General features: G+C 34.9%; 12 protein-coding genes. 8 read left to right on the top strand and 4 right to left on the bottom strand.

Annotated features, from left to right (window positions below; translation table 11 throughout):
* From LBU54_RS03540 to LBU54_RS03515, 6 genes are all read left to right on the top strand, one after another.
* Window positions 1-1,632 carry a trehalose synthase gene (locus LBU54_RS03540; RefSeq protein WP_224526001.1) on the top strand — a complete coding sequence of 544 codons (1,632 nt, stop codon included), beginning with the start codon at window positions 1-3 and terminating at the stop codon, window positions 1,630-1,632.
* 5 nt (window positions 1,633-1,637) lie between these two features.
* Window positions 1,638-3,548, top strand: a complete 1,911-nt coding sequence (gene glgB, locus LBU54_RS03535) for a 1,4-alpha-glucan branching protein GlgB (RefSeq protein ID WP_224525999.1) — start codon at window positions 1,638-1,640, stop codon at window positions 3,546-3,548.
* 152 nt (window positions 3,549-3,700) lie between these two features.
* A complete protein-coding gene (locus LBU54_RS03530) occupies window positions 3,701-6,109 on the top strand; it encodes a glycoside hydrolase family 31 protein (protein WP_224525997.1) in 2,409 nt (802 codons plus the stop codon).
* 78 nt (window positions 6,110-6,187) lie between these two features.
* The gene (locus tag LBU54_RS03525; protein ID WP_224525995.1) at window positions 6,188-7,018 is read left to right on the top strand and encodes a M48 family metallopeptidase; all 831 of its coding nucleotides are present in this window, start codon (window positions 6,188-6,190) and stop codon (window positions 7,016-7,018) included.
* A 67-nt stretch (window positions 7,019-7,085) separates the two neighbouring features.
* Window positions 7,086-8,429, top strand: coding sequence for an MFS transporter (locus LBU54_RS03520; RefSeq protein WP_224525993.1), 1,344 nt, complete (start codon window positions 7,086-7,088; stop codon window positions 8,427-8,429).
* 39 nt (window positions 8,430-8,468) lie between these two features.
* Complete coding sequence (locus LBU54_RS03515; RefSeq protein ID WP_224525991.1) at window positions 8,469-9,401, top strand: hypothetical protein; 933 nt, start codon at window positions 8,469-8,471, stop codon at window positions 9,399-9,401.
* Window positions 9,402-9,455: 54 nt separating this feature from the next.
* Here LBU54_RS03515 and LBU54_RS03510 read toward each other — a convergent pair whose 3' ends face one another.
* The 4 genes from LBU54_RS03510 to LBU54_RS03495 are packed head-to-tail and all read right to left on the bottom strand — an operon-like array spanning window position 9,456 to window position 12,392.
* A complete protein-coding gene (locus tag LBU54_RS03510) occupies window positions 9,456-10,181 on the bottom strand; it encodes a head GIN domain-containing protein (RefSeq protein ID WP_224525989.1) in 726 nt (241 codons plus the stop codon).
* Between the two features lie 19 nt (window positions 10,182-10,200).
* Entirely contained in the window at window positions 10,201-11,289 is a 1,089-nt protein-coding gene (locus LBU54_RS03505) for a hypothetical protein (protein WP_224525987.1), read from the bottom strand.
* Window positions 11,267-11,830, bottom strand: coding sequence for a hypothetical protein (locus LBU54_RS03500; protein WP_224525985.1), 564 nt, complete (start codon window positions 11,828-11,830; stop codon window positions 11,267-11,269). The genes LBU54_RS03505 and LBU54_RS03500 overlap by 23 nt, the downstream gene beginning before the upstream one ends.
* Before the next feature lie 10 nt (window positions 11,831-11,840).
* Window positions 11,841-12,392, bottom strand: coding sequence for an RNA polymerase sigma factor (locus LBU54_RS03495; RefSeq protein ID WP_224525983.1), 552 nt, complete (start codon window positions 12,390-12,392; stop codon window positions 11,841-11,843).
* Window positions 12,393-12,621: 229 nt separating this feature from the next.
* Here LBU54_RS03495 and lon point away from each other — a divergent pair, with 229 nt between their 5' ends.
* Window positions 12,622-15,075 (top strand): endopeptidase La, encoded by a 2,454-nt coding sequence (lon, locus tag LBU54_RS03490; RefSeq protein ID WP_224525980.1) that lies wholly within the window; start codon window positions 12,622-12,624, stop codon window positions 15,073-15,075.
* A complete protein-coding gene (locus LBU54_RS03485) occupies window positions 15,059-15,793 on the top strand; it encodes a LysM peptidoglycan-binding domain-containing protein (protein ID WP_224525977.1) in 735 nt (244 codons plus the stop codon). The genes lon and LBU54_RS03485 overlap by 17 nt, the downstream gene beginning before the upstream one ends.
* The last annotated feature ends 36 nt before the right edge of the window (window positions 15,794-15,829 follow it).

Genomic DNA, 15,829 nt, shown 5'->3' with positions numbered 1-15,829 from the left:
ATGACCAAGAAAAAATCCCCTGCCGTTAATCTTTCGACACCTTATAATTTTGATGTGCCGTGGGAACAATTAATGGAGAATAAGGATTTTGTCAAGACGTTTCTCTCGGATGTCCTAGAAGAGTACATTGTAAAGCAACGCTGGTATGGTGGAAAATCAAGTAGATTAAAGTATATCGAACTTGCAGAGTATTTTAGAATACAGCAAAATGAAGAGGTTTACTATGGTCTAATCCTAGAAGTTAACTTTTACGAAGCATTTTATCAGCACTACTTTTTACCAATAGCTTTTGTGTCTGACGAGTCATTTGCAAAAGATGATCGTATTCTACCAATAAGCATTCAAAATCAGGAAGGATTTATCATTGATGCCGTAAATCTTGAGGCGTTTAGAAAGGTAGTTTTTGAACGTATATTATCTGCGCTGCCCAAAGACAGAACACGTGTGCAATACAAAAAGAGCCCAGTTTTTAAGGATTGTCAATACGAGTCTTCTCGATTTATGGGTATGGAACAAAGCAATACGTCCATAATTTATAATGAGAAGTATGTGCTAAAGTTTTATCGTAGAATTTATGCAGACCGTAATCCTGATTACGAAATGAGTCGGTTCCTGTCCGAAAAGAAAGATTTTAAAAATACACCAGCATATTTAGGAAGTGTACAAATAAAAGACCAGGAAAATACCAATATAACCATTGCTTTGATGAATGAATTGGTTCCAAATGATGGAGATGCCTGGGACTATATGCTTAAAGAACTTCATAAGGTGTTTTCAAACTTAGAGTATAAGAATATTAGAATAGACCGATTGCCACGTACGGAGCTTTTCTTACGTTTGGATATTCGAGATATCCCGCCACAGATTATAGATTGGGTAGGATTAAATATTTTTACCAAAATTCAGACTTTAGCTAAAAGGACCGCAGAAATGCACATCGCATTAGGTTCAGAGTTTGAGGATACAGCCTTTACACCAACACGATTTAATGGTGACTACACAGTATGGTTAAAAAATAGATTGTTGTATCAATTTCAAAACAGACTTAATGCTGTAGAAAATAATTTGCATAAGCTAGATGGATTGGCACTTGAGTTGGCAAATGAATTTCTAGAGAAGAAAAATGAAATTAGAAAACGATTTGTGAATTTTGATTGGACGAAGTTGAAAGGTGAACGTTTAAGGGTTCATGGAGACTATCACTTAGGTCAAATCTTGGTTAAAGACGATGATTTCTACATATTAGATTTTGAAGGCGAGCCAGAGAGCACTATCAGGGATAGAAAGGTAAAACAACCACCACTAAAGGACGTGGCAGGCTTGTTTAGATCGTTTCATTACGCTATATATGCTACTATCTTCAATAATCAGGAAAAATACAAACAAGAACAAGAAGCACTTTTTGAGGCAGGCGAAATCCTTTATCAATATTTTATAGGATTATTTTTAGGAACCTATATCGTAGAAATTCAAGATGCAAACATTAATATAGGCTATCAACAAGAGCGTGTCTTTTTATTAAAATATTCATTGCTAGAAAAAGCAGTTTATGAATTAGGTTACGAACTTAATTCACGTCCTCGTTGGGCAGTAATTCCATTAAAAGGAATTTCAAATATTATCAATCATTAAAATATATGGCAGAAGTAATTGCACACAGTTTGTTTACAGAGTTTGATATTAACTTATTCAAATCAGGAAAACACTATAAACTATATGAAAAGTTTGGTTCTCATATCATCAAAGTAAATGGTGTTGAGGGTACGTATTTTGCGGTTTGGGCACCTAGTGCAAAGTCTGTATCAGTTGTCGGTGATTTTAATTTCTGGTTAGAAGGCGATCATAAACTCAATGTGCGATGGGACCAAAGTGGTATTTGGGAAGGTTTTATCCCAGGTGTGGGCAAAGGAAATATTTACAAATACAAAATTCATAGCCACCATAATGATATCAAGACAGAGAAAGCTGACCCATATGCTAGACGTTGTGAGCACCCACCAAATACGGCATCTATAGTTTGGGAGGATAATTACAAATGGAAGGATAGCAAATGGATGGAGAATCGCAAAGATAACAATAAGTTAGATGCGCCTTTCTCTGTCTATGAAGTGCACTTAGGGTCTTGGAAAAAACAAGTTGAAGAAAATAGGTTTTTGTCCTACACAGAAATGGCGGACGAGCTCGTCTCTTATGTCAAAGAGATGAATTTTACTCACGTTGAGTTAATGCCAATAATGGAGTATCCGTACGATCCGTCTTGGGGTTATCAGTTAACTGGATATTTTGCACCAACATCGCGTTTTGGCTATCCGGAAGAGTTTAAACTTTTAGTTGATAAAATACACCAAAATGATATCGGAATTATTTTAGATTGGGTGCCATCACATTTTCCTGAAGATGCTCATGGACTGGGATTCTTTGACGGTTCTGCATTATACGAGCATCCTGATAGGCGCAAAGGGTATCATCCTGACTGGAAGAGTCTAATATTCAATTATGGACGGAACGAGGTGAAATCATTTTTAATAAGCAATGCCTTGTTTTGGTTGGATCAATACCATGCAGATGGTTTAAGAGTTGATGCGGTGGCTTCGATGCTTTTCTTAGACTACAGTAGGGAGGATGGTGAATGGGAGCCAAACATGTTTGGCGGCAGAGAGAATTTGGAAGCTATATCCTTTATGCGCGAGATGAATGAAGCCGTATACAGTGCATTTCCTGATGTTCAGACCATTGCAGAGGAGTCTACATCATTTCCTATGGTTTCTAAACCAACTTTCATTGGTGGATTAGGATTTGGAATGAAATGGATGATGGGATGGATGCATGATACCTTGCAATATTTTGCTAAAGAACCTATTTACAGAAAACACCATCAAAATGATTTAACTTTCAGTATGACCTATGCCTTTACTGAGAATTTTATGTTGCCCTTAAGTCATGATGAGGTGGTATATGGTAAGCAGTCCATTTTAGGGCGTATGCCCGGTGATGAATGGCAACGATTTGCGAATCTTAGATTATTATATTCTTATATGTTTACACATCCTGGAACAAATCTATTGTTTCAAGGTGCAGAATTTGGGCAAAGTGAAGAGTGGAATTTCCAACAAAGTTTAGATTGGCATTTGTTACAATATGCACCACACAAGGGAGTACAAACCTTAATAAAAGATTTGAATAGCTTTTACAAGAACGAACCTGCACTTTACGAAAAGCAATTTACAGGTGATGGTTTTGAGTGGATAGACTATAATGATGCCGAAAATTCAGTTTTGGTATACATCCGTAAAGGGTATGATGATAAAGATGATATCATTGTTGCTTGTAATATGACCCCTGTACCACGTGAAAACTATAAAATGGGTGTGCCTAGAAAAGGAAAACTTAAAGAAGTATTTAATAGCGATTTGAAGAAGTATTTCGGTTCAGGTGAGTATAAAAATAAAATGCAGTCTACAAAAGCAGAGCCTTGGCAATTCAGAGATGATTCAGTTGAGATAAACATACCACCTCTTGGTATGGTTGCGTTCAAGTATTCCAAATAAATGTTTCTTTTGTAGGAAAAATATTTGTCGTTTAACTAATATTTTGGTTCGAAATCGATGTAGTTAACAATTCTGCATAAATAGACCTTGGCGCACTTTCTTAAGTTCTATTTTTTCCTTTCTTTTACGTGATTTTTTAATGAAATCACGCTATGATTACAAATACTGAATTAGAAAATAAGGGAAATCAGTTTCCTTCACGCATAATAGGCTTTGAAAAAGATGTTGATAAACTATATTTTTCAACCGAGAATAATGTTGTTCTTCAATTAACTGTAGTAAGAGATAGTCTATTACGTTTTAGATACACTACTGTTGGCAATTTCGAGAAGGATTTTTCATACGCTATTACTAAATATGCAAGTATAGGTTATAATGAATTAGAGATTGAGGAGAGCGAGGATTGTTATGTGGTCATTACTTCAAAATTACGCTGCGAGATTTCCAAAGAAAGTTTGAGAATTTCAATTTTCGATGTAAAAGATGGTCTTTTAATAAATCAGGATGAAATTGGTTTCCACTGGGAGGAAAGCTATCATTTTGGTGGTAATATTGTAAAAATGAGTAAAGTCTCGAATGACGGCGAAAGTTACTATGGTCTGGGAGACAAGCCAAATCATTTGAATTTAAAGGGAAAGCGTTTTGATAATTGGGTAACAGATTCTTATGCCTATGGCAAGGACACTGACCCTATTTATAAAGCAATACCATTTTATACCGGTTTGCATCACGGCAAAGCCTATGGGATTTTCTTTGATAACTCTTTTAAATCATCTTTTGATTTTGCACAAGAGAGACGTAATGTTACAAGTTTCTGGGCTCAAGGAGGTGAGATGAACTATTATTTCTTCTATGGACCTAAAATGAATGATGTTGTTGAGAGCTATACGGATTTAACAGGTAAGCCACATCATTTACCTCCAATGTGGGCATTAGGCTTTCATCAATGTAAATGGAGTTATTACCCTGAGAGTAAAGTAAAGGAAATTACCTCTAAGTTTAGAGAGCTAAAGATTCCTTGTGATGCCATCTATCTAGACATTGATTACATGGATGGTTTCCGCTGTTTTACGTGGAATAAAGAATACTTTCCAGACCCTAAGGTAATGGTAAAAGAACTTAAAGAACAGGGTTTTAAAACTGTTGCAATTATAGATCCAGGCATCAAAATAGACAACGACTATTCTGTTTTTAAAGAAGCACTGGAAAAAGATTATTTCTGTAAAAGGGCAGATGGACCTTATATGAAAGGAAAAGTCTGGCCAGGGGAATGTTATTTTCCTGATTTCACGAATCCGGAGGTTAGAGATTGGTGGTCGAGTCTTTTTAAAGAATTAATTGAAGATATTGGCATCAAGGGTGTTTGGAACGATATGAATGAGCCTGCCGTTATGGAGGTGCCAAATAAAACATTCCCAGATGACGTTCGCCATGACTATGATGGTAATCCATGCAGCCACAGAAAAGCCCATAATATATATGGTATGCAAATGGCACGTGCTACCTATCAAGGTCTTAAAAAATACTCATTTCCTAAACGTCCATTCGTAATTACACGTGCAGCTTATTCTGGTACGCAACGCTACACATCAACATGGACTGGAGACAACGTAGCAACCTGGGAGCATTTATGGATAGCGAATATTCAAGCACAGCGATTAGCTATGTCTGGTTTTTCATTTGCTGGAAGTGATATAGGAGGTTTTGCAGAACAGCCACAAGGCGAACTATTTGCACGTTGGATTCAGTTAGGGGCTTTTCATCCTTTCTTTAGAGTACATTCTTCTGGTGATCACGGTGACCAAGAACCTTGGGCTTTTGATGAAGACGTTACAGATATAGTTAGAAAATTCATTGAATTAAGGTATCAGTTATTACCCTATTTGTATACAGCCTTTTGGAATTACGCAGATCATGGTACACCTTTATTAAAATCATTAGTGCTATATGATCAGGATGATGTTCATACACATTACAGAACGGACGAATTTATTTTTGGTGAACAAATATTAGTTTGTCCAATTTTAGAGCCTAATGCTAAAGGAAGACGAATGTATCTTCCAAGAGGTAATTGGTACAACTATTGGACCGATGAGGTTATAAAAGGTGGTAAAGAAATGTGGGTAGATTCCGATATCGATAGTATGCCAATCTTTATAAAGGAAGGTGCAATTATCCCAAAATATCCCGTTCAACAATATGTTGGCGAAAAAGAAATAGATGAGATCACTCTAGATGTTTACTATACCAAAGGGAAAGAAAAGAGTGAACTTTATAGTGATGCCAATGATGGCTACGATTATACAAAAGGTAGATATAGCTTGAGAAACTTTAATCTAACTGGTAGAACCAATGAGTTAATAATTAACCAACATAAGGAAGGGCGTTATATTACGCCATATGAAACCTTTAAAATTAGGATTCATGGTTTACCATTTGAGATTGGTGAAATTCAACTTGATAACCAAAAGATATCGAGAGAACATCTTAAATCTAATGGCACAACTTCCTTTGTTGTTGACAAGAATTTTTCAGAGCTTCACATCATAGGTAAAAAATAGTGACCAATTAGATTTGTTAGGGTCTTATTGATGAATTGATTTTTGTAAATTAGTGTTTATTAATTTAAAATTTAGGTTATGCGACTTAAAAAAATAATTTTAATTGTAGGTGTAATTGCTGTAATTGTATCCTGTGCTACAAATCCATTCACAGGAAAAAAGACTATGGCATTTGTATCCAACGATCAATTATTTCCTGCATCATTTGCACAATATGGCCAAGTTCTGAGTGAGAATAAAGTTATTACCGGAACATCAGACTCAGAAATGATAACACGAGTAGGGCAGCGAATTGCAATTGCTGCTGAACGATGGTTAAATGCTAACGGTTACCAAGGTTATTTAGACGATTATAAGTGGGAGTATAAGTTAATAGAATCAGAGCAGGTTAATGCTTGGTGTATGCCGGGAGGAAAAATCGCCTTTTACACTGGGATTTTACCAATAGCACAAAATGAAACAGGTGTAGCTGCAATTATGGGACATGAAGTTGCTCATGCATTGGCCAATCATGGACAACAACGAATGAGTTCGGGAATATTGCAACAGGCAGGTGGTGTTGCTGTTGCTGTTGCAACAGGTAATGAAAGTCCCGAAAAGCAACAAATGTGGATGCAGGCTTATGGCTTGGCTAGTAATGTAGGCGGAATGTTACCTTTCAGTAGAGCACATGAAACAGAAGCCGATAAAATAGGCCTATATTTGATGGCCATAGCTGGTTATAATCCAGATGAAGCTGCTGAACTTTGGAAGCGCATGAAAGCCAATAGTGGCGGCCAAGCACCGCCAGAATTTATGAGTACGCACCCAAGTAATGACTCAAGAATTCAAAATTTAATGGCACTGTCGCCAAAGGCAAAAGCGGAGGCACGCAAATTTGGAGTAACTTCTTTTAGACCTATAAATTAAGTTTCATAAATAATATTTGATTACTTTAGAAGCTGTTCTTTGGAACAGCTTTTTATATTACGTATCTATGAGCGAACTCAAAAAGGGAAGTAAAAAGCTTCTTCATGCATGGGCCTTTTATGATTGGGCTAATTCTGTTTACCCATTGGTTATTTCTTCAGCAGTATTTCCGATATTTTATGGTGCACTAACAATAATTAAAGACGAAGAGACAGGCAAAATACTAAATGATTCAGTCTACTTTTTAGGTTATGAGTTTAACAATGATTCTTTGATAAGTTATGTTACTGCATTTAGTTTTTTAATTGTGTCGTTTTTGTCACCAATCTTGTCAGGCATATCAGATTATGTTGGCAACAAAGAATCGTTCATGAAGTTTTTCTGTTATTTAGGTGCACTCTCATGTATTGGTTTATACTGGTTTTCCTTGGAAAATATTGTCTTTGGGATGATTTGTTATGTGCTTGGTCTAGTTGGTTTTTGGGGTAGTTTGGTGTTTTACAACTCATACTTACCAGATATTGCTTACCCAGAACAACAAGATAAAGTTAGCGCCAAGGGTTTTTCACTGGGCTACATTGGTAGTGTACTATTGTTATTACTAAACCTTGTTATGATATTAAAATACGAGTGGTTTGGTTTTGAAAACGAAGCGCAGCCAACACGTATTGCATTTATCCTAGTAGGAGTATGGTGGATATTGTTTGCACAGTATACATTCAAGTATCTACCTACTGGAACACATGAAGGTCATAAAGTAACAAAAACTGTATTAATGTCCGGTTTTAATGAGTTAAAGAAGATTTGGATCGCCTTGAAGTCTAACAAGATTTTAAAACGCTATTTATCTGCGTTTTTTATTTACAGTATGGCTGTTCAAACTATTATGATAGCAGCAACTTACTTTGCGGTTGAGGAATTAGACTGGGGAAAACAAGACTCCACGACAGGCTTAATTATAAGCATTTTATTAATACAATTAATAGCTGTTGTTGGCGCCAATTATACCGCTAAGCTTTCAAAGAAAATAGGTAATATTAAAGCCCTTATTTGCGTGATATGTATTTGGATACTAATATGTGCTTTTGCTTACTTTGTAACGACACCTACACACTTTTATATTACCGCCGCTTCAGTTGGTTTGGTAATGGGAGGCATACAGTCACTATCAAGATCTACTTACAGTAAATTAATTCCGCGTGGAACTGAGGATACGGCATCTTACTTTAGTTTTTATGATGTAGCGGAAAAGATTGGTATTGTGATAGGAATGTTCTTATATGGCTTTGTTGCAAGTATTACCGGGAGCATGCGCTATTCAATATTATTTTTAATAACATTTTTTATCATAGGACTAATCATTTTAGTCAGACTTAAAGGTATAAAAATTGTTGGGCAGGAAGTTTCTTAGAGTTTTTAACTCATGGAAATTCCTTAACTTTACCTTGCTATGATAAAGAAAATATTCGCACTATTATCCTTTCTTATTTTGTTTATTGCAGTCACATGTGATAATGAACCTTATGAAGGCGACATTATTATTGATACTAATGATGAATGTCTTATTGTCGCTGAATTAGCAGAACAAGCTTTAATTGATTTTACGAACGCGGATGATGAAGATTTCAATTTATTTTGTCAAGTTTATCGCGATGCTTTACAAGAACAGATTGAGGTTTGTGGAGATGAAAATGGTGACCTACAAGCCACTATTGATAGTTTAGGCGAATGTATTCCAGAAAATAATACAACAGCATGTGAATTGGCTATAGCAGCAACAGCATTGGCACTGGAAGATTTAGAAGATGCAATCACTCCAAATTATCAAGTTGCATGCATTTCATATCGTGAAGCTTTACAAAACCAAATTGAAGTGTGTGGCGACGATGGTACATTACAAGGCTTAATAAATGATTTGGGTAATTGCGAACCTGTAGTATTTAACGTTGTTGGGGAATGGAAACTCCTTGGATGGCAGTCTGACATCCCGAGGGATATTGACAATGACGGCATAGAAACAAATGACTATTTAATGGAGATTGACTGTTTTGAAAATGAAACAGCATCTTTTAATGCAGATGGAACAGGGGCATTATATTATAGAGAATCAATGCAAGTTCAGGTTAGTTCACCAACGAATAACCCTAATGATCTTGATTATTCAGTTGAATGTTTTGAGGATGTTAGAACATTTGATTTTACATGGACTCAAGAAGGTGATGCCATCACTGTGACATTAGATAGTGATGGATCAGTATTGGATTTTTTTAGAAATGGCGATCTTATATTTATAGCTATGCGAGACTTTTTTGTTGCAACAAGCATAAGCTCGAATGTTGAAGATATTGTCCAGGACATTATTTGGGGATATGTGAGATACTAGAAAAAAACCACTACATTAAGAATAGTGGTTTAATTTTTTTGATTGGTATTTCAATTAGTTACTAATATCTCCAGAACCTGAAACTTTGGTGTCTTTTGAAGTAGGCTTACCACTATAGGTGATATCTCCAGATCCTGATACCCTTGCTTTCAATTTACCATTGCAAACAACGCTTACATCGCCTGAACCTGACACCGAAGCATCTACATTTATACTTTCTAATCTGCTGCCGTCAAAATCACCAGATCCGGCTACACTTGTTTTAAGATTGGTGCTATTTCCTTTAAGTTCAATATCACCAGAACCAGCTAAACTGCTTTGAGTTGATGTTGCAGAAATATTTAATATTACATCACCCGAACCTGCTAGGGCAACGTCAAAATCCTTTGCTTTTATAATGCCTTCATTATAAATATCACCCGAACCTGCTAATGACACTTGGGAGATGTCTTTATAAGGAATTGTTATTAAAATGGATTTAGTTGGTTTTAAATTAGCCTTGTCTTTAACTTTAACAACCAATTTATTATCCTTTACTTCAGTAATAATGTATTCCATTAGGTTAGAATCTCCTTTAATTGTGATTTTACCCTCAGTTCCTGGTACAAGTTTAAAATCCATAGGCCCTTGAGCCTTAAGTCCATCATAATCACCAGTTGTTCTGGAAATGGTTGTGATTTCGCCATTACCTTTTATTTTCTTCCATTTTCCCCATTGTGCACAAGAAACTGTCGTGCTCAATAATAATGTAATTAATACGAATGATTTTAATTGTTTCATAATTATTTTTTTGATTGGTTTATAATTTTTTAAATGTAATACTGCCGTATTCAGCTTCGATATTTATGAGATTTCCGGAGTTATCTTTGCCTGAGTAGCCACTAAAGTATTTCTCAGAACCGTCTATCTTTTTATTAGTAAAGTTGAATTCCTCGTCACCTTTTAGAGATGCGTACTCAAGATCAATATCAAAATCAAAACTGTATCCAGGATCATAGCCAATGGTTACACCAACAAATTCTGTGTTTATGTTTACATTATTAGCGTTAGACGCTAATCGGTCTATTTTTATAGCACCATAATCTGCCTTTAAATCAGCATTTTTAAAAACATTACCTAGTCTCAAGGTCAAGTAATCTGCGTTTCCTTCAATATTATTCACATTATCAACTTTTAAGGAACCGTAATCACAGTTGTACTTTATATTTTCTGATATTTCGATTATTGATTTGGTATAATCTGCGTTTAATTCAAGATTTTTTGTTTTTCCTACGGTAAAACTGCTGTAATCTGCTGTAATCTTACCACCGTTTATATATTCAAAATAGCTATTGTTAGTGTAGTCAAAGTTTAGTACGTTGTCTTTGGCCATTAATTCTTGAGTAGTAACCTTGCCATAATCACAATTTATAGTGGCGCGTCCTTCAAGCTTATCTACATTTATTGAACCATAGTCATTATCTAAAATAACATTATTAGTAATTGGAACTTTAACACGATAATTCACTTCTACCTTTAATCTATTATTGTTGCCCCAATTCCACCATGACTTACTCTTTTTACCAAATTGCGTTTCTGCTGCAACCCATCCGCTTGATGTAGAAAATTTAACGTCAATATCCTCGAGTCGATCTTCTACTTTATCAGGGTTATTACCCGTAACTTTTATTATAATGTCAAATTCAATGCGGTTTTCATCCCATGTTACAATATCAATATTACCGTAGCTATTATTGATTTTTAATGTAGAATTAGCATTTACATTAAACGATTTTTTAATTTGCTTTTCTCTGGTAGACTTCGCAATTTCAGAAATACTATTGCCCATTACAAGGGTTGGCAACATGAATAAAATTGCGATGAGTTTAAATTGTATTAGTGTTTTCATCAGTGTTGGATTTAAATTGTTTTACATTTTCAATCTGTTCTAAAACGTTGTTTAGAATTTCAATTCTACTTTGAAAGTTAGAGATCATCGCGTATATAACACGCTGGTCTTCATTGCTTTCGGTTAAATCGATTTTTAAGTTTGTGTATTCGTTTTCTAACAACTGTAGTTGTTTTAAGGCATCATCAATAATTTGTTGAGTGAGTGGTGAACGTTCGTCATTTAGTTTTTTTAACTCATTCTCAATCGTTGTTGTAAAGAAGTCTTGTGTATTAGACATCTCTGGTGATATACTGGCTAAGTCAAGCAATTCAGGATCGTTGGGTATAGAAAAGAATATACCAAGACAAACAATTATTGAGGCGGCAACAGCCATTAATGGTTTCCAGTTTAATCGCCAAACACTACCGCTTTCAGCACTGACGTTCTTGGACTCATTTAACTTATCCAAAAAACGTAATTGATGGCCTAGTTTTGGCTTGTTTATATCAAACCTACCTTGTAAGTCCTCAAATAGTTTGTCAATATTTTTGTTGTCCATATTCAATTTTTTAAGCCGTTTGCATTAATTTTTTTCTAAGGCTTTCTTTTGCCCTGGATATAAGTGTTCTGCAATTAGCGTAGGTGATATTCATAATTTCACATATTTCTTCATAATCATAGCCTTCAATAAGATGCAGTGTGAGCCCTAGATTGTAATTTGGTTTTAAGGATTTCATTGCATTCATTATTTCTCTTACTTTTTTTGAGTTTTGATCATTTTCTTCTATACCACTTGTGTCTTCTACTTTGTACAATACTGTTTCTAAGGGGACTTCTTTTTGCTTGGCAGATTTGTTGTAGTCTGCAATACTATTGTTTACAACAATTCGTTTTAACCAGGCGCCAAATAATCTGGTGTCCTCTAATGTATTCAGTTTTGTAAAAGCCGTTAAAAAAGACTCTTGCATAATGTCTTCAGCTTTAAAAGAATCTTTTACGATCCTAAATGCTGTGTTATACATTGCTTTGTTATATCTGTTATAAACCTCTAATTGTGCACGTTGGTTTCCAGAATTGCATTGCAATAGTAACTGTTCGATATTTTGATTGGTCGGTTTCAATAAAACAATTGCTTCGGTATATAGATAAATCCTTTTTTCATGTGTTACAGTTTTTTACAAAAAAAGTTTTAATCTCTTAAAAGCTAATGGCATAAGAATTGAACATTTATTGATATGTAAGACTTTGAATGTCCTGTAAACTACTGATATTCAGTATAAAGTTAATTATTAATAGTTTTAAAGAATTGCTATTCTTGAATATTTAATGACAGAATGGCTTATAAATAGTATGAAAAAATCAAATTTTTTAAGTCTTGACAGTTTGTCATTTCAAGATTTTGATGAGAATTCGGAGTTGATTCCTTTAATGACGCCAGAGGATGAAGAATTAATAAATAACGAAACCCTCCCGCAATCATTACCAATTTTACCATTACGGAATACAGTATTATTCCCCGGTGTGGTTATACCTATAACGGCAGGAAGAGATACTTCCATTAAACTAATTAATGATGCAAACAAATCTGGAAAAGTAATTGGTGTTGTTGCACAAAAGGATGAAGCTGTTGAAAATCCTGCTGCAAAAGACATTTACAAGACAGGAACCGTTGCTAGAATACTCAAGGTTTTGAAAATGCCAGATGGTAATACCACTGTTATCATTCAGGGTAAAAAGCGTTTTGAGATCAACGAAATAATAGCGGAAAAACCTTACTTGTCTGCAACAATTTCAGATTTACCGGAAACAAAACCTGTAAAAGGTAATGAAGAATTTGCTGCTATAATTGATTCCATTAAAGACCTTTCGTTAGAAATAATTAAGGAAAGTCCCAATATACCAACCGAAGCAACTTTTGCCATTAAAAATATTGAAAGTAGTTCTTTCCTAGTAAATTTTGTATCCTCAAATATGAATTTAAAAGTTGAGGAGAAGCAAAATTTATTAAAGATTAATGATTTAAAGGAACGTGCACTTGAGACGTTGCGGTATATGAACATTGAATATCAAAAGCTAGAACTTAAGAATGATATTCAGAGTAAGGTTCAGAGTGATATGAACCAACAGCAACGTGAATACTTTTTGCACCAGCAACTCAAAACCATTCAAGAAGAACTAGGTGGCGCAACAACTTCTGGTCAAGAAATTGAGGAAATGAAGACTAGAGCCAAAGAAAAAAAATGGGATACTAAGGTTAAAACTCATTTTGACAAGGAATTGGCGAAGATGCAACGCATGAATCCACAGGTAGCCGAATATTCGATACAAAGAAATTATTTAGATCTTTTCCTTGATTTGCCTTGGAACGAGTTTAGTGAAGATCAATTTGATTTAAAACGTGCAAAGCAAATCCTGGATCGCGATCATTTTGGACTGGATGATGTCAAAAAACGAATTATAGAATATTTGGCAGTTTTAAAACTTCGTAACGATATGAAGTCTCCTATTCTATGTTTATACGGACCTCCTGGTGTGGGTAAGACCTCGTTAGGTAAATCAATTGCTGAGGCATTAGGACGAGAGTATGTAAGAATTTCACTTGGTGGATTACGCGACGAGGCAGAGATTAGAGGCCACAGAAAAACATATATTGGAGCAATGCCTGGTAGAATAATGCAAAGTTTGAAAAAAGCTGGGACTTCCAATCCTGTTTTTGTATTAGATGAGATTGATAAACTCTCATCAGGACACCAGGGTGATCCATCTTCTGCAATGCTAGAGGTTTTAGATCCTGAGCAAAATAGTGAGTTCTATGATAACTTCTTGGAGATGGGCTATGATTTGTCTAAGGTAATGTTTATTGCAACTTCTAATAGTTTAAATACAATTCAGCCTGCATTGTTAGACCGAATGGAAATTATTAATGTTACAGGTTATACCATTGAAGAAAAAGTTGAAATCGCCAAACGTCATTTATTGCCAAAGCAACTTAAAGAACACGGTTTGGATTCTAAAGCGTTAAAAATTGGGAAGCCACAACTTGAAAAAATAGTTGAAGGCTATACAAGAGAATCTGGCGTTAGAGGGCTTGAAAAGCAAATTGCAAAAATGGTGCGTTATGCGGCAAAAAATATTGCAATGGAAGAATCTTACAATGTAAAGGTGAACAACGACAACATAATTGAAGTTTTAGGAAGCCCACGTTTAGAACGGGATAAATATGAAAACAACAACGTTGCAGGTGTAGTAACAGGCCTAGCATGGACACGAGTAGGCGGTGATATTTTATTTATTGAATCGATTTTATCTAAAGGTAAAGGGAGTCTTACCATAACTGGAAATTTAGGTAAGGTAATGAAGGAGTCTGCAACAATTGCAATGGAGTACATTAAAGCAAACGCAGACAAGCTCAATATTGATCCTCAAGTATTTGACAAATACAATGTACATATACACGTACCAGAAGGCGCTACACCTAAAGATGGACCAAGCGCAGGTGTTTCTATGTTAACATCTTTAGTTTCTTTATTTACCCAACATAAGGTAAAAGAGAGTTTAGCCATGACAGGAGAGATAACCTTGCGTGGTAAAGTGCTACCCGTGGGAGGAATTAAAGAAAAAATATTAGCAGCAAAGCGTGCAAGAATAAAAGAAATATTACTTTGCGAGGATAATAAACGCGATATTGACGAAATTAAGCCGGAGTATCTGAAAGGATTGACCTTTCACTATGTAAAGGAAATGAGTGAAGTTATAGATATTGCTATTACAGATCAAAAAGTGAAGAATGCCAAAAAGCTTTAAACCTCTTTTAATAACTATAACAATCTTATTCAGCTTATCGTTATCATATGCTCAGAAGGCCGAATATAAGGATGTGGTTTTAGATGGAAAACCCGCGAAATTAAATTTAGCTACCGGCGAAATTAAATTAGTAAAGAAGACTACTTCAAAAAAACCAGATTCATTAAGAAAACAACTTATTAAGATTTCTGACAGTTTAAATAGCAAATCTGATTTTCATATTGTAAAAAAAGGTGAAACGTTATTGGATATTTCAGAGATGTACGGTATTTCAATAAATCAATTGAAAAAAGCAAATGATTTAGAGACAACATTAGTGGATTTAGGTGAAAAATTAAGGATAAACAACTTTAATCAAGCTAGTTCAGAAAATTCAAAAACAAAAGAGAAAAGGGTTCACAATTTCAATTCAGATTATCATATTGTAAAAAAAGATGAAACTCTTTTTAGTATTTCCAAACGTTATGCTCTTAAGGTAGCAGATTTAAAGAATGAGAATGGTTTAATCTCCAATACAATTAAGATAGGGCAAAAGCTTAAAATTAGGAATTTTGATTTGTCAAATAACCTGAATTCAATTCGGATTTGGGTAGTCAAGGAGGGTGACACGCTTTACAGTATTGCAGAGAAAACCGGAACAACTGTTTCTCGGCTAAAACACTTAAATGGCCTAAAGAATGACATCATTAAAATAGGGCAAAAGCTCACCCTAAAGTAGAATAAACTAGACCTAAAAAATAAAAATTACATACTC

The organism is Winogradskyella alexanderae, assembly GCF_020166335.1.
GTDB classification, from domain to species: Bacteria; Bacteroidota; Bacteroidia; order Flavobacteriales; family Flavobacteriaceae; genus Winogradskyella; species Winogradskyella alexanderae.
The sequence above is the reverse complement of the archived record's forward strand: the minus strand, read 5'-3'. Positions and strand labels throughout refer to the sequence as shown.

Coding starts and splice junctions, on each gene's coding strand:
- glgB (WP_224525999.1), top strand. CDS start 1,638: ATGGCAGAAGTAATTGCACACAGTTTGTTTACAGAGTTTGATATTAAC.
- LBU54_RS03515 (WP_224525991.1), top strand. CDS start 8,469: ATGATAAAGAAAATATTCGCACTATTATCCTTTCTTATTTTGTTTATT.
- LBU54_RS03500 (WP_224525985.1), bottom strand. CDS start 11,830: ATGGACAACAAAAATATTGACAAACTATTTGAGGACTTACAAGGTAGG.
- LBU54_RS03525 (WP_224525995.1), top strand. CDS start 6,188: ATGCGACTTAAAAAAATAATTTTAATTGTAGGTGTAATTGCTGTAATT.
- LBU54_RS03505 (WP_224525987.1), bottom strand. CDS start 11,289: ATGAAAACACTAATACAATTTAAACTCATCGCAATTTTATTCATGTTG.
- LBU54_RS03520 (WP_224525993.1), top strand. CDS start 7,086: ATGAGCGAACTCAAAAAGGGAAGTAAAAAGCTTCTTCATGCATGGGCC.
- LBU54_RS03510 (WP_224525989.1), bottom strand. CDS start 10,181: ATGAAACAATTAAAATCATTCGTATTAATTACATTATTATTGAGCACG.
- lon (WP_224525980.1), top strand. CDS start 12,622: ATGAAAAAATCAAATTTTTTAAGTCTTGACAGTTTGTCATTTCAAGAT.
- LBU54_RS03540 (WP_224526001.1), top strand. CDS start 1: ATGACCAAGAAAAAATCCCCTGCCGTTAATCTTTCGACACCTTATAAT.
- LBU54_RS03530 (WP_224525997.1), top strand. CDS start 3,701: ATGATTACAAATACTGAATTAGAAAATAAGGGAAATCAGTTTCCTTCA.
- LBU54_RS03485 (WP_224525977.1), top strand. CDS start 15,059: ATGCCAAAAAGCTTTAAACCTCTTTTAATAACTATAACAATCTTATTC.